Source organism: Halomonas sp. KM072, assembly GCF_050710315.1.
In the GTDB taxonomy this organism is placed as follows: Bacteria; Pseudomonadota; Gammaproteobacteria; order Pseudomonadales; family Halomonadaceae; genus Vreelandella; species Vreelandella hamiltonii.
The window spans coordinates 3,097,743-3,116,463 of record NZ_CP136132.1; the positions used below are offsets into that span (position 1 = coordinate 3,097,743).

Annotated in this window: 18 protein-coding genes; 10 read left to right on the forward strand and 8 right to left on the reverse strand. The window is 60.8% G+C overall.

From position 1 onward, the window contains the following. Window positions 1-17: 17 nt before the first annotated feature. Window positions 18-839 (reverse strand): flagellin family protein, encoded by an 822-nt coding sequence (locus RVM26_RS14630; protein ID WP_498939426.1) that lies wholly within the window; start codon window positions 837-839, stop codon window positions 18-20. Window positions 840-951: 112 nt separating this feature from the next. After that, on the reverse strand, window positions 952-1,392 hold the full coding sequence (folK, locus tag RVM26_RS14635) for a 2-amino-4-hydroxy-6-hydroxymethyldihydropteridine diphosphokinase (protein ID WP_498939428.1): 441 nt from the start codon (window positions 1,390-1,392) through the stop codon (window positions 952-954). Between the two features lie 231 nt (window positions 1,393-1,623). Here folK and RVM26_RS14640 point away from each other — a divergent pair, with 231 nt between their 5' ends. Beyond that, a complete protein-coding gene (locus RVM26_RS14640) occupies window positions 1,624-2,382 on the forward strand; it encodes a Rossmann-fold NAD(P)-binding domain-containing protein (protein WP_498939430.1) in 759 nt (252 codons plus the stop codon). A gap of 52 nt (window positions 2,383-2,434) precedes the next feature. Here the strand turns inward: RVM26_RS14640 and ybiO are convergent, their stop codons facing one another. The 4 genes from ybiO to trhO form a co-directional block, all read right to left on the reverse strand. Beyond that, a complete protein-coding gene (gene ybiO, locus RVM26_RS14645) occupies window positions 2,435-4,831 on the reverse strand; it encodes a mechanosensitive channel protein (RefSeq protein WP_287804819.1) in 2,397 nt (798 codons plus the stop codon). A gap of 232 nt (window positions 4,832-5,063) precedes the next feature. Next, window positions 5,064-5,495 (reverse strand): YqaA family protein, encoded by a 432-nt coding sequence (locus RVM26_RS14650; RefSeq protein WP_016915386.1) that lies wholly within the window; start codon window positions 5,493-5,495, stop codon window positions 5,064-5,066. 19 nt (window positions 5,496-5,514) lie between these two features. Further along, entirely contained in the window at window positions 5,515-6,339 is an 825-nt protein-coding gene (locus RVM26_RS14655; protein ID WP_287804821.1) for an IclR family transcriptional regulator domain-containing protein, read from the reverse strand. Window positions 6,340-6,527: 188 nt separating this feature from the next. Next, a complete protein-coding gene (gene trhO / locus RVM26_RS14660) occupies window positions 6,528-7,487 on the reverse strand; it encodes an oxygen-dependent tRNA uridine(34) hydroxylase TrhO (RefSeq protein WP_287804823.1) in 960 nt (319 codons plus the stop codon). Window positions 7,488-7,712: 225 nt separating this feature from the next. Between trhO and RVM26_RS14665 the strand changes: the two genes are divergently transcribed. After that, a complete protein-coding gene (locus RVM26_RS14665; RefSeq protein WP_287804825.1) occupies window positions 7,713-8,402 on the forward strand; it encodes a pirin family protein in 690 nt (229 codons plus the stop codon). A 99-nt stretch (window positions 8,403-8,501) separates the two neighbouring features. Here the strand turns inward: RVM26_RS14665 and serA are convergent, their stop codons facing one another. After that, complete coding sequence (gene serA, locus RVM26_RS14670) at window positions 8,502-9,746, reverse strand: phosphoglycerate dehydrogenase (RefSeq protein ID WP_081193412.1); 1,245 nt, start codon at window positions 9,744-9,746, stop codon at window positions 8,502-8,504. Window positions 9,747-10,020: 274 nt separating this feature from the next. Between serA and RVM26_RS14675 the strand changes: the two genes are divergently transcribed. The 5 genes from RVM26_RS14675 to RVM26_RS14695 all read left to right on the forward strand — a co-directional run bounded on the left by RVM26_RS14675 (window position 10,021) and on the right by RVM26_RS14695 (window position 14,621). Continuing rightward, window positions 10,021-10,305, forward strand: coding sequence for an exodeoxyribonuclease VII small subunit (locus RVM26_RS14675; RefSeq protein ID WP_016915392.1), 285 nt, complete (start codon window positions 10,021-10,023; stop codon window positions 10,303-10,305). Continuing rightward, window positions 10,299-11,192 (forward strand): farnesyl diphosphate synthase, encoded by an 894-nt coding sequence (locus RVM26_RS14680; protein WP_189463615.1) that lies wholly within the window; start codon window positions 10,299-10,301, stop codon window positions 11,190-11,192. The genes RVM26_RS14675 and RVM26_RS14680 overlap by 7 nt, the downstream gene beginning before the upstream one ends. Before the next feature lie 39 nt (window positions 11,193-11,231). Further along, complete coding sequence (gene dxs / locus RVM26_RS14685) at window positions 11,232-13,142, forward strand: 1-deoxy-D-xylulose-5-phosphate synthase (protein WP_287804863.1); 1,911 nt, start codon at window positions 11,232-11,234, stop codon at window positions 13,140-13,142. A 28-nt stretch (window positions 13,143-13,170) separates the two neighbouring features. Continuing rightward, window positions 13,171-13,932: a co-chaperone DjlA gene (gene djlA / locus RVM26_RS14690; protein ID WP_287804830.1), complete on the forward strand. Its 762-nt coding sequence runs from the start codon at window positions 13,171-13,173 to the stop codon at window positions 13,930-13,932. 65 nt (window positions 13,933-13,997) lie between these two features. Then, complete coding sequence (locus RVM26_RS14695; protein ID WP_498939434.1) at window positions 13,998-14,621, forward strand: glutathione S-transferase family protein; 624 nt, start codon at window positions 13,998-14,000, stop codon at window positions 14,619-14,621. Window positions 14,622-14,624: 3 nt separating this feature from the next. Here the strand turns inward: RVM26_RS14695 and ribA are convergent, their stop codons facing one another. Continuing rightward, a complete protein-coding gene (gene ribA / locus RVM26_RS14700) occupies window positions 14,625-15,260 on the reverse strand; it encodes a GTP cyclohydrolase II (RefSeq protein WP_498939436.1) in 636 nt (211 codons plus the stop codon). A gap of 218 nt (window positions 15,261-15,478) precedes the next feature. Here ribA and hemE point away from each other — a divergent pair, with 218 nt between their 5' ends. The 3 genes from hemE (at window position 15,479) to RVM26_RS14715 (ending at window position 18,564) form a co-directional block, all read left to right on the forward strand. Then, a complete protein-coding gene (gene hemE / locus RVM26_RS14705) occupies window positions 15,479-16,594 on the forward strand; it encodes a uroporphyrinogen decarboxylase (protein WP_289108695.1) in 1,116 nt (371 codons plus the stop codon). Beyond that, window positions 16,591-17,451, forward strand: coding sequence for a polyamine aminopropyltransferase (gene speE, locus RVM26_RS14710; protein ID WP_287804836.1), 861 nt, complete (start codon window positions 16,591-16,593; stop codon window positions 17,449-17,451). Before hemE ends, speE begins: the two co-directional genes overlap by 4 nt. Window positions 17,452-17,538: 87 nt before the next feature. After that, complete coding sequence (locus RVM26_RS14715; RefSeq protein ID WP_287804838.1) at window positions 17,539-18,564, forward strand: amino acid ABC transporter substrate-binding protein; 1,026 nt, start codon at window positions 17,539-17,541, stop codon at window positions 18,562-18,564. Window positions 18,565-18,721: the final 157 nt, after the last annotated feature.

Genomic DNA, 18,721 nt, shown 5'->3' on the forward strand with positions numbered 1-18,721 from the left:
TGATCGACCACTTCTAACTACAGCCCTTCCAACAGCCGCAGAATCATCTGTGGCTGTTGGTTCACCCGGGTCAGCATCGCGATACCCACCTGCTGAAGCAGTTGGGCGCGAATAAGATTGGAGACTTCTTGCGCGTAGTCGGCGTCTTGAATACGCGACTGGGCAGCGGAGGTGTTAATGATGCTGGTGTTAAGCCCGTCAATGACGCTCTCGAAGCGGTTCTGCACCGCACCTAAATAGCTGCGCTGGCGGTCAACCTGCTTAATGGCTTCATCGACGACATCCATTGGTTTGGGAGTGGCCGAGCCATCATCTAATACGCTGAAATTATCCAACCCCAGCGCCTGACGCCCCATCGCCGAAAAGCTCACGCCAATCACATCCCCAGCGTTGGCCCCTACTTGAATATTGAGCGTTTTATCGCTCTCGATCAGCCTAATACCGTTAAAGTTGCTCTGCTCGGCGACGCGGTCAATCTCTTCCAACCGTTGGTCGATCTCTAACTGAATAGACGCCCGATCTTCTGAGGAATTGGTGCCGTTGAGCGCCTGAACGCTGAGTTCGCGGATGCGCTGAAGGCTGTCGTTGATCAGGTCCAACGAGCCTTCTGCGGTTTGCACCATAGAGATACCGTCGTTGGTATTGCGGATCGCCTGGTTCATACCGCGAATTTGTGCGCCCATGCGATTGGCAATCGCCTGACCTGCCGGATCATCCTTGGCGCTATTAATACGCAGCCCAGACGACAGACGCTCCATGGAGGTCTGCATTGCTTGCTGGCTACTGCGTAGATTATTCATCACCAGTAGCGACGTGATATTAGTCGCAAGGCTGATCACGGGCGTGACCTCGGAAGTGAACGCAAACAGTGCGGAGGTAGCGTGAATATCGGCCTATCTTTAGAAAACGTGAGCCCTGCCCCGTAAAACTTTCCCAGTCGCTACTATTTTTTCAGTTCGGTCTCTTCAGTGCGGCTAGCACTTCGTCCACCGGCCCCCGAACATAGTCGTGATGAAAGTAGCCATCGTCGACCACCTCGCCATCCCAGACCACAATGTCCAAGTCCATGGTCCGGGGGCCAGATTTGATCGGCCCGCGAACACGGCCTAAGCGATGCTCAACCTCTTTTAGGTAGGCTTTAAAGTCGCCCAGCTCAAGCGTAGTGCGCACCACCAGGGCGGCATTTAAGAAGTCTGGCTGCTGCTGAAAGCCTACCGGGGCAGTGCGCACCGCTTCGGAGCGGGCCAGCAGTTCGCACTCACTGCTCAAAATCTCAAGGGCTTTGGCAAAGTGATGCTCTGGCTCAATATTGGTTCCTAGCGAGATAACGCACTCGTGTTGAGCCGACGCGGGCGAGGGAGTTGACGTTACGGGTGACGACCTTAATGACATAACTATATCCCAATATAAGAGGCTGGATGACTAACGGCTGGTGAGCCGATGAACTAGCCCACACCGTTTTAGCGTATAGGCATCAATCGGCGCTCCAACAGAGTAGACGGTTAACCATCCCGTTCAAGCTCTGTACAAGTTATTGACAAACGCTGCGCTCACGCAGAGAGTCTTTTTGATTACCATGACAACGTTAGTTAACAAACACTACCTGCTGCGAGGGATAAAGCAATGGAGACACCTACTGCACTTGTAACTGGCGGCGCCACGCGCCTGGGCCGCTATTTTGCTGAAGCGCTAGCCGATAAGGGCTTTGATATCGCGCTACACGTGAATAGCTCCCGGGGGGAAGCAGAGGAAGTGGCAGACGCAATTCGCGGCAAGGGTCGTGAGTGCGAGATTCTGCCCTGCAACTTTTTAGAGGATTCGCTAGAAGGATTAATCACCCAAGCTAAAACGCGTTTTCCTGGGTTGAACGTGCTGCTCAATAGCGCCTCAGCTTATGAACCAGCGCCGATCGCCCGTACCGATATGGCCATGCTGGAGACTCAGTTTCGAGTCAATATGTTCACCCCGCTGCTACTCACACGCCATTTTGCCGAGGCGGTCGAACACGGTCAGGTGATCAACATCATCGACAACAAAGTGGCCTATCACCAATATCCGTATGCGGCGTACCTGCTCTCCAAGAAAAGCCTAGCTGAGATGACCCGTATGGCGGCGCTGGAGTTTGCTCCGCGCCTACGGATTAACGGTATCGCCCCTGGTGTCGTGCTGCCTGCCTCCCAGCGTACCAGCGACTATATCCAGTGGCGCATCGAAGGCATTCCGGTCAATCACCAAGGCAACCCAGCACACCTTGTACAAGCCCTGCACTATCTGCTGGATAATGCCTTTGTGGCCGGGCAAGTGCTATTTGTAGACGGCGGCGAATCGATCAACCTAGAGGGTCGCCACTCCGAAAACTACCCTGGCGAGCGGCGCGACTGACCCAACGCAATGAGGCCGCCCGAAGGCGGCCTTGTCGTTGATGCATCGAGGATCACACGTCCTCATCGTCAGGCTTGTGGTGCTCAGCCTCTTGCTCACTCGGTGATTTTCCACGACGAGGGCGATGGCGGTCATCCACTTCGAGCTCTGCTCGTTTGGGCTGCCCTGCCGGGCTACCATCGATGGTGAAGTCCTGCTGCATGACACGCAGGTTGGCAGGCGGCGCAGAGCCGGACTTGTCCTGCCCGAAGTACAGGGTGGTATGCGGGAACGGAATCTCGATACCTGCCGAGTCGAAGCGCATCTTGACGAGGCGGTTGTATGCCCGGCCAACGCCCCACTGGTCACCCGGCGTGGTCTTGATGACCACGCGGATATTGACCGAGCTGTCGGCCAGCGAAGTAACACCCGCCACGGTCATGTCTGCCAACAGCTTGTGACTGTGCTCTGTGCTGGCTTTGAGGTCTTCGAAGGCCAGTTGGAGCTGGGCAATGGCATCGTCGATGTTCTCGCGGTAGGCAATGCCGTACTCGCCCAGGTGATTACCGTACTCACGCATGTAGTTGGAGACGGTATCGACACTGGAGAACGGCACAATGTGATAAGTACCGGAGAGGTCGCGGATACCCACCGAGCGAATACTCAAGCGCTCTGCGGTACCGGTAATACCCCCTACGGTCACCACATCGCCGGTATTCATCGCGTTTTCCACCTGAATGAAGACGCCGGTGATGACGTCCTGCACCAGTCTCTGGGCACCGAAACCGATCGCCAGACCCAGCACACCGGCACCGGCAATCAACGGCCCAATGTTGATGCCGATCTCCGACAGCACGATCATGCCGGTAATGGTCACCATGGCAATGGCCAGTGCATTGCGGAACAGGCTAAGCAGCGTCTTGGCACGCGCCGAGGGCTCCCCGTCGCCCGTCTCGGGGTTCAGCTTGTGCTCGATCAGGCTCGCCAGCCCCAGCCATACGCCCAGCGATACGATCAGAATGACCGCCACGCTGATCAGATTGCCCACCAGGTTGGCACCGCGCTCGGAGGCGTACCAGGCGGCGAGATTGAACGCTCCCCAGGCATCCAGCACCACCATGATCACAGCCACGACAATGATGGTGCGCAGCACGCGCAGCGCGTTGGGCACGTAGCTATTCAATCGCACTTCCAAAAGCGGCAGTTTGCGGCGCAGGTCATCGGAGAGTTGAATACGACGACCAATGGTCTGTGTCAGGAACGCAGACAGCAACAGGCCCACGACCACGGCGCCGAGCGTCTTCAACGTCGCAAAAAGGACAAAGGGCAGCGCATCACCCGGACGGGTAAGCGTCAACACAAACACCATTAAGAAATAGATCAGCGCGAACAGGTGCCACGTGCGGGCAAACAGCTGCAGCGACACACGGCTCGCCGTCAGCGTCGAGCGCGCGCTCATTTGATTTAGATTATCGCGCAGGCGCACGCGGTTTTTGAGCACCACGCCCACTGCATAGATGAACGCCAGCAGCATGATCAGCGTGCCGACCGCTTGTCCCAGGGTGGCGGCCACATAGAAGTTGACCAGCGGTACGACGACCATCAGGCCGTATCCCACCATGCCAATCAGGCGCGCCAGCCAGCGGTTCCAATACGAGGCTTCTTGAGCTGAAATCGGTAATAAGCGAAGACCCTCGTAACGCGAGGAGAACAGCATTCGCACACCGGCTTTGAGCAGCTCGATGATCAAGAAGGCATTTAAAAAGAGCGACGCGCGGGTAGAGAGTTCACCGGTCTCCCCCACGGCAAAGGTGGCCACCAAGTTACCGCCAACATACGCCAGGGCGATCAAAAGAATATCGACGACCGCGGCGACCGCGACACACAGCACTAAACGTAGCACCGGCGTCAGTCCCGTGCCCTGCTGTGACCAGCCGCTGATTTTGGTGAACAATGATTTTGCCAACCGGCGGAACACCATAAAAATGGCGAAGGTCGCCACGATCACGATTCCCAGATTGATGGCTGCGTTCATGAAGGCCGCCATGTCGAAGCTGCTGCCCGCGCCTTGGCCGGTGAATATATTGCCGACGATCGCCACAGCCTGCTCGATCTGACCGCCCACATCACCTACTACACGGCTGGTCAACTCTGCCAACTGGCGGGGTAGTGAGACGTCTTCAGGAGAGACATTGCCACCGGCAGCCGCGGCTTCCGGGGAGAGCTCGTCGGCCAGCGCGGGAGGTAGCGCCGATGCCTGATGGCGCAGCAGTTCGATCAGCTCCTGACGGGCTTGCTCGTCTTCCAGCAGATCCGCCAGCGCCGAATACGAGGGCGGCTGCTCGGCACTCGTATTCGACGCTTCATTGTCAGCGCCTAGCGTGGTTTGCGCCATGGCTGGCCCGGCCAGCAAGGCGAACAGCGTCAGCATCCAGACGCCTAGCCAAGGTAGTGAACGTAGTGACGTCACACCATAACCTCCCTTTGGGTGAGTTTTTGCGATCCTGCGACTTGCCAAGAACCTGTCTATGCGTGCCCACACAGACACGTCCACACAGAATAGTGCATCCATCAGGAATGCAAACCTGACATAACATACGCTAGGGTAACATGCCTGACTGTCAGAGACGTTATCGCGGCTGCTTTTGGTGCGCCAACGAAGACTTCCTCGCGCAGTTTTCAGGCAATCGCATAGCAGTGCCTTATTGGCAGTAAGGGGCCAGCCACTGCTGGGCCATGACGATCAACAGCGCATAGCGGGCACCTTTTGCCAGCACAATCCAGAGCAGCGCCCGCCACCAGGCAAGGCGCATGACGCCTGCCAGAACAGTGAGCGGGTCGCCTATGACCGGCAGCCATGACAACAGCAGGCTGAACTCGCCAAAGCGGTGATACCAGCGCTCTGCGCGGGCCAACCCTTGGGGCGATGCGGGGAACCAGCGGCGATCCTGGAACTGGCGCGCATAGCGCCCCATGGCCACGTTGATCATGCTACCCAGCGTATTGCCCACCGTGGCAACCAGCCAAAGCCCCAGCGCGGGCTCACCCAGGCACCAGAGTCTGGCCAGCCACACTTCAGAGCCGCCCGGCAGCAGGGTGGCACTGGCAAGCGCCACCCAAAACAGGCTGAACACGATACGCGCCCTCTAACGTTTAACGGGGCAGCTGGCCGCCCATTTGCAGGGTGATGTCATCCGCCGTGCGGCGCACCAGCGCCCCCAGCGCCAGCAGGCGATCTTCCGGAATGCGCGCCATGGGCCCGGAAACGGAAATGGCCGCCAGGGGAGTGGCGTGCTCGTCGAAAATACACGCGGCCACGCAGTGCAGGCCAATGGCATGCTCTTCACGGTCACAGGCAAAGCCCTGAGCACGAATGGCGGCCATTTCTGCCAACAGCGAATCGACCTGATAGCGCGTGTTTTCCGTGACGCGCGCCAGCTCATACCCACCCGCCAGCAGCGCGTCGCGCTCCTCCTCGCTCATCCAGGCCAGCAGCGCCTTGCCTACCCCAGAGGCGTGCAGCGGTGCCCGCGACCCCAGCCGCGTGATCATGCGCATCATTTGCGGCGATTCGTTTTGAGCCAGGAAGACCGCCGTGGCGCCATCGCGGATACCCAGGTTCGCCGTTTCGCCGGTTTCTGCGGTTAAGCGGCGCAAAAACGGGCGGCTTTTGGCCACCACGTCGCGTGCTTCTAAAAAGCTGTTACCAATTCGGAAGGTTTTGACGTCGATGCGCCACAGGCCCTGCTCGCTCTCTTGGGTGACAAAGCCCTGGCTTTGCAGCGCCTGAAGCAGGCGATGAGTGGTGGAAGGGGCAAGGTCAGCCATTTCCGCCAGCTCTGAAAGCGCAAGGCCCAGCGGGCTAGCGGATAGATATTCGAGCAGCGTGAGGCCGCGTACCAACGATTGGCTATGCCCGCCGCTGGCTTTGGTGGCTCCCGCCGGACGTCCGACTGACCTGCGCTTGACTTCACTCACCTGGCACTCTCCTGACGGCGCTCAATACGTAAAAAGCCAGCAGGATAACGCGCCGCAGGGGGCGCTGTCGCGTTTACGGAAACAAATTCCACCAATGGCTAGCAGCGTGTACTAGCGATGCAGCCAGCGAGGCGCGCGCTTTTCGATAAACGCATCGATGCCTTCTGCCACATCGTCGACCAGGATGATTACGCTTTCTCGCGAGTGCCTTGGCGATGGTTATAGCCCAGCGGATGAGGCTCACCACGGGCTTTGGCCAGCTCAATCTGGCGCTGACGCTCGCGGGCGGCGGCGCGGGTTTTCTCAGGCAGCGAGTCGATACAGTGCGGGCAGCTGATGCCGGGCTCATAGGCCGACGACTGCATGTCTTCCTGAGAGATCGGCATGCGACATGCGTGGCACTGCTCGTGCTCGCCCTCGGTGAGATCATGGCGCACGGTGACGCGGTTATCGAACACGAAGCACTCGCCACGCCACAGCGACTGCTCTTCCGGCACCTTTTCCAGGTAATTGAGCACGCCGCCCTTCAGGTGGTACACCTCTTCGAAGCCCTCTTTCAGCATGAAGCTGGAGGCTTTCTCGCAGCGGATGCCGCCGGTGCAGAACATGGCGACCTTTTTATGCTGCTCCGGGTTGTAGTGCTGGCGCACGTACTCGGGAAACTCGCGAAACGTGGTGGTCTTGGGGTCGACCGCGCCTTCGAAGCTGCCAATCGCGACTTCGTAGTCGTTACGGGTATCGATCACCAGCACTTCCGGGTCGGAGATCACGTCGTTCCAGTTTTCTGGCTCGACGTAAGTGCCCACGGTGTCGTTGGGGTCGATGCCCGGCACGCCCAGCGTCACGATCTCCTTTTTCAGCTTCACCTTGGTGCGGTAGAACGGCGGCTCGTCGCAGAACGACTCTTTATGGTCGATATCACTTAAACGTGGGTCGGCGGTGAGCCATGCCAGCAACGCATCAATGCCTTCGCGGCTACCGGCCACGGTGCCGTTGATGCCCTCTTTGGCCAACAGCAGCGTGCCTTTGACGCCGTTGGCCAGCATGGTCTGGTGCAGCGGCTCGCGCAGCGCTTCGAAATCGTTCAGGGTGACAAATTTGTACAGCGCCGCCACCACGATGGGCGGTGTGGAAGTGGGGGTCGTCATGCAGTGCTCCTGGTAGTCGCCCTCGCAAAGGGCGGACCGGGTCAATAAAGGCGCGCATGATAACAAAAAGCCCGCTGTGGGTGCATCTCGGCGTGTTTGACTCAGATCAACGACACCGCCAATCGTCGATTATTTCGATAACATCATTGAGAAAGCTTCACCCCACGTCACGCGCACTCGGTCGTATAGTGGGCGCCAACATAACTCAGTGATGGGGTACTTTTCATGCAGATTCGTCGTTCCAACGAGCGGGGCTACGCAGACCACGGCTGGCTGCGCTCTTACCACACCTTTTCGTTTGCCAATTACATGGACCCCAACCATATGGGCTTCCGCGCGCTGCGGGTGATCAACGAAGACCGTGTGGCCCCCGGTCACGGCTTTGGCGCCCACCCCCACCGGGATATGGAGATCATCTCCTACGTGCTCGAAGGTGAAATGGAGCACAAGGACAACATGGGCAACGGCGAAGTGATGCGCCCCGGCGATGTGCAGCGCATGTCCGCAGGCACGGGCGTACTGCACAGCGAGTTCAACCACTCTCAAGAAAACGGGCTGCACTTTCTGCAAATCTGGATCGAAACCGCCCAGCGTGGCATTCAGCCCAGCTACGAGCAGAAGCACTTCTCCACCGCCGAGCGGCAGGGCCAGTGGCGCTTGGTGCTCTCCCCAGATGGTCGCGATGGCTCGGTGAGCGTGAATCAGGATGTCAATCTTTACGCCAGCCTGCTAAGCGCCGGGGAGCACCTCACGACACCGCCCTCACGCTACGCATGGCTGCATGTGGTGAAGGGGGCTGTCGAGGTGAACGGCGAACGGCTCACCACCGGCGATGCCGCTGCGTTTACGCCGGATGAGCACGTCGAGCTCACCAGCAGCGACGCCAGCGAAGTGCTGCTGTTCGATCTAGCCTGATAACGTCTTGTTAGGTCATTGATGAAACGCAAAACGGCCCCTGCGGGGCCGTTTTGGTAACAAGCGCTAACTCACTATTTACTTAGCTATTTTGCTTGCTTAGCTATTTTGCGCCGAATAGAGCACGCGAATCTTCAGCGTGTGCTCTACCTGCTTCAATGCCTCCAGCGCCTGCGGGCCGTAGGCCTTGTCGACGTCGATGACCACGTAGCCCACCTTGTCGTTGGTCTGCAGGTACTGGCCGGAGATGTTGATGCCGTTTTCCGACAGCACGCGGTTGATCTGCGACAGCACACCGGGCACGTTGTCGTGGATGTGCAGCAGGCGGTGCTTGTCCGGGTGGGCAGGCAGCGCCACTTCGGGGAAGTTGACCGACGTCACCGTGGTGCCGTTATCCGAGTAGGTGATCAGCTTCTCGGACACTTCGATACCGATGTTCTCCTGCGCTTCCAGCGTCGAGCCGCCGATATGCGGCGTCAGGATCACGTTGTGCAGGCCACGCAGCGGGCTCTGGAACTCTTCATCGTTGCCCTTCGGCTCGACCGGGAAGACGTCGATGGCAGCACCGTTCAGCTTGCCAGCCTTCACGGCGTCGGCCAGCGCTTCGATCTCGACCACGCTGCCACGGGCGGCGTTGATCAGGATAGCACCATCCTTCATGGCAGCGATTTCCTTCGCCCCCATCATCCAGCGGGTAGAGGGCAGGTCCGGCACGTGCAGGCTGACCACGTCCGAACGACCCAGCAACTCCTCCAGGCTGGCGACCTGGCTGGCATTACCCATGCCCAGCTTGGTGATCACATCGTAGTAGATCACGTTGAAGCCCAGTGACTCCGCCAGCACCGACAGCTGAGCGCCAATGCTGCCATAGCCCACGATACCCAGCGTCTTGCCGCGCGCCTCATGGGAGTTCTTGGCCGATTTCAACCAGCCCCCCTGGTGCGCCAGCGCGTTTTTCTCGGGAATGCCACGCAGCAGCATGATGGCTTCCGCCAGCACCAGCTCGGCCACCGAGCGAGTGTTGGAGTACGGCGCATTGAAGACTGCGATACCGCGCTTGAGCGCCGCATCCAGGTCGACCTGATTGGTCCCGATACAGAAACAGCCCACGCTGACCAGTTTCTCGGCGGCATCAAACACGCGCTCCGTCAACTGCGTCCGGGAGCGAATGCCGAGGAAGTGAACATCACGGATCTTCTCGATCAGTGCCTCTTCATCCAGCGATGTAGAGAGAGACTCGATGTTTTCGTAACCCGCGTTGTGAAAATTGTCCACCGCGCTTTGGTGGACGCCCTCGAGTAGCAGGATCTTGATCTTGCTCTTTTCCAGGGACGTTTTGGCCATGGCTGAATCAACCTCTATGGTCGGCGGCAGGCGCCGTGTATCGGTTCACGGAAGGCCCGTATGGTAGCACAGCCCCCGCCTTTCTCGGTGCCTATGGATGATGAAAAGTCTGCGTTTTGAAGATGAGTCCGGCACACGTCGAGGAATCCCGCCAGCGGGAGGCAGACGCCACCCCCTTGCCTCGGTGTATACTGTGCGTTTATTTGACTGGCATCCGGCCACTTTCGCCGCCCGCACCGAGCACAGGGCCCACGACAAACGGTAGGCATTGACCATGAGCACCCCTCCCCAAGATTTTGCTGCCACGGTGACCGAGCTTGAAACCATCGTGGAACGCCTGGAGTCAGGCGAACTCTCATTGGAAGATGCCCTGACCGCCTTCGAGCAGGGCGTGCGGCTCACCCGCGATGCCCAGCAGCGCCTCGACAGTGCCGAGCTGAAAGTGCGCGCGCTCAGCGAAGCCCCCGAAGGCAAGCTGGACGTGGCTCCTTTCCATGCCACACCAGAGCCGTCAGCCGCTCAGGGACACGACGACAGCGAGGAAACGCCCCCATGGTAACGGCCCACGACACACCGCTGGCCACGCTGCGCCGCGCCAGCAACGCCCGCGTCGATGCCACCCTGGCGGCGCTGTTCGAGTCTCGGCCCGCCGTCGAGGCGCGCCTGGAGGCAGCCATGCGCCACGGCCTGCTGGTGGGCGGCAAGCGCCTGCGCCCGCTGCTGGTCTATCTGGCGGGGCGTGCCCTGGGAGCAGAAGACGACGCTCTGGACGCCCCCGCAGCGGCCATCGAGCTGATCCACGCCTACTCGTTGATCCACGACGACCTGCCCGCCATGGATGACGACGACCTGCGTCGTGGCCAGCCCACGGTGCACAAGGCCTACGACGAAGCCACGGCCATTCTGGCAGGCGACGCCCTGCAGGCGCTGGCCTTTGAAGTCATGGCCAGCCGCCCGCACCCGCGCCTGGCTGCGCTGGTATCTACCCTGGCGGTGGCCGCTGGCCGCGATGGCATGGTGGCAGGCCAGGCGCTGGACCTGGCAGCCGTGGGTGGCCATCCCGATGTCGAGGCACTGGCGCACATGCACGCCCACAAGACCGGCGCGCTGATCGTGGCGGCGGTCCGGATGGGTGGGCTGATTGCCGTCGAGGCCGATGACCCACGCCTGGCGGCACTGATTCGCTATGCACGCGCCATTGGTCTAGCCTTCCAGATTCACGACGACATTCTCGACGTCACCGGAGATACCGCCACGCTGGGCAAAACCTCCGGTGCCGATGCTGCCCGCGCCAAGCCCACGTATCCCAGCCTGCTCGGGCTGGCGGGCGCCCAGCAAAAAGCGAACGCATTGATCGACGAGGCCATTGCTGCGCTCGCCCCGCTTGGCGAGCCCGCCGCGCCCCTGGCCGATCTTGCCCATTACATGATCGAGCGCGACCACTAACGATGCCTTTCACAACATACCCATGAAAACATGCCGCCTATGAAGCTGTTCGACGAGATACCCCGCGAGCGCCCGGCGACGCCGCTGCTCGACTCCTTTGACCACCCCGCAGCCCTGCGGGCCATGAGACCTGGCCAGCTGGCGCAGCTGGCCGACGAGCTGCGCGCCTATCTGCTGTATAGCGTCGGTGTCACCGGCGGCCACTTTGGCGCAGGGCTCGGCGTGGTGGAACTCAGCGTGGCCCTGCACCACGCCTTCCACACCCCCAGAGACCGCCTGGTATGGGACGTAGGCCACCAGGCCTACCCCCACAAGATTCTCACCGGCCGCCGTGAAGCCATGCTCGGCATCCGCCAGCACGGCGGCCTGGCCGCGTTCCCCCGCCGCGCCGAATCCGAGTACGACACCTTCGGCGTTGGTCACTCCAGCACCTCGATCTCGGCGGCGCTCGGCATGGCCCTGGCCGCCCAGGCACAAAACGACCCGCGCCGCGTGTGTGCCATCATCGGTGATGGCGCGCTCACCGCGGGCATGGCCTTCGAAGCGCTGGCCCACGCCGGGCACGTCAACGCCAACATGCTGGTGGTGCTGAACGACAACGAGATGTCGATCTCCGAGAACGTCGGCGGTATCGCCACCTATCTGGCGCAGATACTCTCCAGCAAGCCTTACCTGAAAATGCGCGAAGAGGGCAAGAAAGTGCTCTCGCATCTGCCCGGCGCGCTGGAGTTTGCCAAGCGCACCGAAGAGCACATGAAGGGTATGGTGAGCCCCGCAACGCTCTTCGAAGAGATGGGCTTTCACTACGTGGGCCCCATCGACGGCCACGACCTGGACGCGCTGACCCAGACCCTGCGCAACCTGCGTGACCAGAAAGGCCCCCAGTTTCTGCATATCAAGACGGTCAAGGGCAAAGGCTTCCTGCCGGCAGAGGCCGACCAGATCGGCTATCACGCCATCACCAAGCTGGAAAAAGTGCCGACGTCCAGTGCGCCCCCGGTGAAGCCCCCCGCTGCGCCGAAGAAGAAGTACTGCAATGTGTTTGGTGACTGGCTGTGCGACATGGCCGCCGCCGACCCGCGCCTGATGGGCATCACTCCCGCCATGGGCGAGGGCTCGGATCTGATTCGCTTTGCGCAGACCTACCCCGAACGCTATTTCGACGTGGCGATTGCCGAACAGCACGCGGTCACACTGGCCGCAGGCATGGCCTGCGAGGGCATGAAGCCCGTCGTCGCCATCTACTCGACCTTTCTGCAGCGTGGCTACGACCAGTTGATCCACGACGTGGCCGTTCAGGACCTGGATGTCACCTTCGCCATCGACCGAGCAGGCCTGGTGGGAGAAGACGGCCCGACGCACCACGGCAGCATGGACCTGTCGTTCCTGCGCTGCGTGCCCGGCATGGTGATTCTGGCACCCGCCGATGAAGCAGAGTGCCGCGCCATGCTCAGCGCCGCCTATCACCACCCGGGCCCGGCCGCCGTTCGCTACCCCCGTGGCACCGGCCCCGGCGTGGCTATCCCAGACCATCTGGAGCCCATGGCGATTGGCCAGGCCGAGGTTCGTCGCACCAGCACCAGCGACGGCATGCGCATCGCCCTGCTGGCCTTTGGCAGCATCAATGGTGCCGCTGCCGAGGTGGCCGAGAAGCTTAATGCAACGCATATCAACATGCGCTCCATCAAGCCGCTGGATCGCGACGCCGTGCTGCACGCCGCCGACGAGCACGAGCTGCTGGTCACGCTGGAGGAGAACGTGATTGCGGGCGGCGCGGGCAGCGCAGTGAATGAGCTGCTCCACAGCGAAGGCGTTCAGGTCGAAGTCCTGAACCTGGGCTTGCCGGACAGCTTCGTCGAACACGGCACCCCCGCCGAGCTGCTTCGCGACTGCGGACTGGATGCTGCCGGCATCGAAGCAGCCATTCGCTCGCGCCTGCCGTCGCCTTGAGCCTTCTGACTAACTTGTTGAGACCGTTATGCTTTTTTTGATGATTCTGTTTGGTTTGATTGGCCTTGCCAGTGGCGGCCCCGTGGGCCTGCTGGTGGGGGCGGGTCTGGGCTGGTGGTTGGCACGCCAGCTGGGGCGCCGCTTGAATGCCGCCCGCACGCGTTTGCAGGAAGGTTTCCTGGAGTCGATCTTTTCGGTGATGGGCTGCCTTTGCCAGGCCGATGGCAAGGTCACGCCAGGTGAGCTGGGCGTGGCCGAAAAGCTGTTCGATCAGATGCGTTTGCAGGGCGAGCACCGCGCCAAGGCGCGGGCCGCCTTCGAACGGGGCCGTGCCGACGACTTCGACCTGGAGGCCGAGCTGGCCAAGGTCAACCGCCTCACCCAGCGCCAGCCGGTACTGCGCCAAGTGTTTTTACAGGTTCAGTTGAGCGCGATTGCCGCCGATGGCGTGCTGCACCCCGCCGAGCACGAGATGATTCTGCGCGTTGCCCGCGGCGTTGGCTGTAGCGAGGCCGAAGTTCAGCAAATCGAAGCGATGCTGCACGGCGCCGCCGCCAACTCCCAAGGTGCCAGCGAAGAAGCCTTAAAAGATGCTTACCGCGTTCTTGGGGTATCAGAAGACGCCAGCGACGCCGAGATCAAGAAAGCGTATCGTCGCCTGATGAGCCAGAATCACCCGGACAAGCTGGCGGGCAAGGGGCTTCCGGAGAGCATGCGCGAGGTGGCGCAGGCCCGCACCAGCGAGATTGGCAATGCCTACGAGCGCATCCGCGCGGCGCGGGGCCAGTAGCCCCGTGACAGGCGTTCAGGCAGTGGCTACAGTGAAAACTTCACGGTACTGCCTGGAGCCGCCAAATGATCACCCTTTATAGCTTCCCCAACTCCCGCTCGCTGCGTGCCGCCTGGACGCTGGAAGAGCTGGGCCTGGCGTACCAGTGCCACCACGTAGCCCTGGACCAGGGCGCGGGGCAAAGCGCCGAGCATCTTGCTCGCCACCCGGATGGCAAGGTGCCGGTGCTGGAAGATGGCGAGCTAATGCTGTTTGAGTCTGCGCCTATCTGCCGTTATCTCGCCGAGCAGTATGGCGCTGGGCAACTACTGCCTCAAAGCGTTGCCGAGCGCGCCCAGGTCGACCAGTGGCTTAGTTTCATCGTTACCGAGATCGAGCAGCCGCTGTGGCTGCAGGCCAAGCACAAGTTCGCCCTGCCTCAGGACAAGCGCGTGCCTTCAGTGCTACCCACCGCCGCTTGGGAATTCCAGCGAGCCTTGCTCGCGCTCGAGCGCCGCTACCGCGGCCAGGAAAATCTAGTGGGCGATACCTTCACGTTGGCGGATCTGTTCTTAACGCACACGCTCACTTGGGCCACAAGCATGAAACATCGCTTGCCGGAGCCGCTGGTGGCCTATCGCGCCCGCCACGCCAATCGCCCAGCGCTTGCCCGCGCCGCCGAAAAAGAGCAGGCGGCAGCGCAAGGTTAAGCGTTACCCCTTGCGCTCGATATCCACATCGCTGGCCTGGGTGAAGTCATCCAGCACCATCATGTGGCCCAGCTTGCCCGCCTTGGTGGCCAGGTACTGCTCGTTATGCGGGTTGAGGCCGGTGGTGATGGGCTGACGCTCTACCACATTGACCCCATCGCGGGTGAGCGCATCGACCTTGCGGGGGTTGTTGGTCATCAGCTTGAGGGCTGTGACGCCCAGATGCTCGAGCATCGGCACGCAGAGATCGTAACGGCGCATGTCGGCACCGAAGCCGAGCTGCTCGTTGGCCTCCACGGTATCCGCCCCCTGGTCCTGCAAGTGGTAGGCGCGAATCTTGTTGAGCAGGCCAATACCGCGCCCCTCCTGACGCAGGTACAGCAGCACCCCGCGGCCTTCTCTGGCAATGCGCTTGAGGGCTTCCTGCAGCTGGTAGCCACAGTCGCAGCGCATGGAAAACAGCGCATCGCCCGTCAGGCACTCGGAGTGCACCCGCCCCAGCACCGGCGCGCCATCGCTCACATCGCCCAGGGTGAGCGCAATATGGTCTTTCCCCGTGGCATCGTCTTCGAAGCCATGCATGGTGAACGTGGCCCAGGGGGTGGGCAGCCGGGAAGCGGCGATGAAGCGAATGGTCACGGATTACCTCACAGATGAACCAGGCCAGTTATCCACATCAGTGTTGGCAAGTGGGCGCATAGTCTAACAGGAAGTGGCGCAAGCCTCACGATTGGCCGGGGTGCGACGATGTTGGCCAGCCAACAGGCGCCACCGCTGCCCAACTTCACGTACAATTCCTATCGTCGGATGTGCTGACTCCCTTACAATGCGGGCAAATTTTCCAAGAGCAAGTGTTTATGACCACCACACCTTTGCAAAACGACCGTTTTCTTCGCGCGCTGGCTCGCCAGCCCGTTGACCGCACTCCGGTGTGGATGATGCGCCAAGCGGGCCGTTACCTGCCCGAGTACCGCGCCAGCCGCGCCGATGCGGGCAGCTTCATGGACCTGTGCCGCAATCATGACCTGGCCTGTGAAGTCACCCTGCAGCCGCTGGAGCGCTACCCGCTCGACGCTGCGATTCTGTTTTCGGACATTTTGACCATCCCTGATGCCATGGGGCTGGGCCTCTACTTCGAAACCGGCGAAGGCCCCAAATTCAGAAAAACCGTCCGCACGCCGGAAGAAGTCGCCGCGCTGACCGTGCCCAATGCCGAGCGCGACCTGGACTACGTGATGCGGGCGGTCTCGACCATCCGCCGCGAGCTGAACGGCCGCATGCCGCTGATCGGTTTCTCCGGCAGCCCCTGGACGCTGGCAACGTATATGGTTGAAGGCGGTTCCAGCAAAGACTTCCGTCACTTAAAAACCATGCTGTATGACACGCCGGACACCATGCACCAGCTGCTGGACACCCTGGCACAAGCGGTCACCGACTACCTGAATGCCCAGATCCGCGCCGGTGCCCAGGCGGTACAGATTTTTGATACCTGGGGCGGCGCGCTGTCCACACCGGCCTACCTGGAGTTCTCGCTGCGCTACATGGAGCAGATCGTCTCTGGGCTGATCCGCGAGCACGATGGCCGCCGCGTGCCGGTGATCCTGTTCACCAAAAACGGCGGCCAGTGGCTTGAACACATTGCTTGCGCCGGTGCCGACGCGCTGGGTATCGACTGGTCGACCGAGCTTTCTGACGCTCGCGCCCGCGTAGGCCATAAAGTCGCCCTGCAGGGTAATCTGGACCCCAACGTGCTGTTTGCTCGCCCTTCGGCCATTCGCGCCGAAGTGGCTCGCGTACTGGAGAGCTACGGCCACGGTCCGGGCCACGTGTTCAACTTGGGCCACGGCATCAGCCAGTTCACCAACCCTGATCACGTCACCGCCTTTATGGAGGCGCTGCACGACTTGAGCCCGCAGTACCATCAGGGCATTCCGACTCAATCGAACGACTCATGCCCAGGAGCCAAGCAATGAGCGACCTACGCGACGACCAGTGGTTTACCGAAGTCTTTGATAGCCACGGCAGCGCTTTCTCGCTGAAAGTTTCTGCAAAACTGCTGGATGTGCAAAGCCCCTACCAGCACCTGGAAGTGTACGCCACCGAAACCTACGGCAACCTGATGGTGCTGGATGGCTGCGTGATGCTCACCGACCGCGACAACTTCCTGTATCACGAAATGATCGCCCACCCGGCGCTGTTCACCCATCAGGACCCCAAGCGCGTGGTCATCATTGGTGGCGGCGACTGCGGCACCTTGAAAGAAGTGCTGCGCCATCCGGGCGTCGAGAAGGTCACCCAGATCGATATCGACGAGGAAGTCACCAAGGCCGCCGAGCGCTTTTTCCCCGAACTCGTGGAAGCCAACGGCGACCCCCGGGCCGAGCTGCTGTTTGCCGACGGCGTGAAGTGGGTAGACGACGCGGCCGACGAGAGCATCGACGTGCTGATCATCGACTCCACCGATCCGGTCGGCCCTGCCGAAGGCCTGTTCAAGACCGACTTCTTGAAACGCTGCCACCGTATTCTGAAAAGTGGCGGCGTGATGGTTCAGCAGAGCGAGTCGCCGCTTTACCATAGCGGTTCGATCATTCGCGAACTGCGCAACGACATGCGCGAAGCGGGCTTCGACAGCGTGGCCACTTTGCCCTTCCCCCAACCGGTCTACCCCTCTGGCTGGTGGAGCGTGACGTTGGCAGGTAAAGGCACCAGCGTTGAAAGCTTCCGCGAAGAAGCTGCCGCCAGCCACGAAATGCCGCTACAGTACTACACAGCAGAGGCCCATCGTGGAGCCCTGGCGCTGCCGCCCTTTATGCGTAAAGCCTTCGCATAAGCGGGCAGCTACGCTAGGTATCTGGCCGGGCTCTGCCCGGCTTTTTTATGCGTAGGAGTTGCTGCGCTCGACGTTAAGGAATAATAAATGACTACAACGCGTTGGTTAGGATTGGGAATCACTCTATTAGCCCCGACCCTCTGGGTACCTGCCACGGCCATGGCCGATACCCTTGAGGCCATTCAAGAGCGCGACAGCGTGCGCTGCGGCGTTAACGCCGCCCAGCCCGGCTTCTCATCGCTGGACGATAACGACCAATACCGCGGCCTGGACACCGATGTGTGCCGCGCCATTGCCGCTGCCGCGCTAGGTGATGCCAGCAAAGTCAATTTCGTACCGTTAGACTCGGTGGAGCGTTTTGCCGCACTGCAGTCTGGCGAGGTGGACGTGCTCTCCCGCACCACCACCTGGACCTCCAGCCGCGACACCACCCTCGGGATGAACTTCACTGGCGTCAGCTACTACGACGGCCAGGCGTTTATGGTGGCCAGCGACCTCGGCGTACAGAGCGCAAAAGAACTGGATGGGGCGGCTGTTTGCACTCAGTCAGGCACCACCAGCGAACTGAACCTGTCCGACTACTTCAGAATCCACGGCATGACCTACGATGCCGTGGTCTTCGACTCTCCCGAGCAGTCGATTGCCGGGTTCGAAGCAGGCCGCTGCGACGTGCTGAGCTCCGATGCCTCGCAGCTCTACGCCCAGCGCATTCAACTGGCCGACCCCAATATGGCCGTGGTGCTACCGGAGATCATCTCCAAAGAGCCGCTGGGCCCCGCCGTGCGCCAAGGGGATGACCAGTGGTTCAACATCGTGAAGTGGTCGCTATTTGCCATGCTGAATGCCGAAGAGCTGGGCGTCAGTCAAGCCAACGTGGATGAGCAGCTAAGCTCAGAAAATCCCGATGTGATGCGTTTGCTCGGCCAAGATGGTGATTTTGGCGAAGCCATGGGCCTACAGCCGGACTGGGCTTACCAAATCGTCAAACAGGTAGGTAACTACGCGGATATTTATGATCGCAACGTGGGCACAGGCTCTGATTTTAAGATTGCACGAGGCTTAAACGCGCTCTGGAAAGATGGCGGCATTCAGTACGCGCCGCCCATTCGCTAACACGCTAAGCGACTAGCCACCGACCTCCGCCAGCGGCTGCGCACCAAAAAAGCGCATGGCGTAGCTGCTGGCCTACTTTTTTGCACCACTACCTTCGTCAAATCCGCTGATTTTACGTTGAAAAGCGCTGAATTTGACGGCATATCTTTCTTGGCAC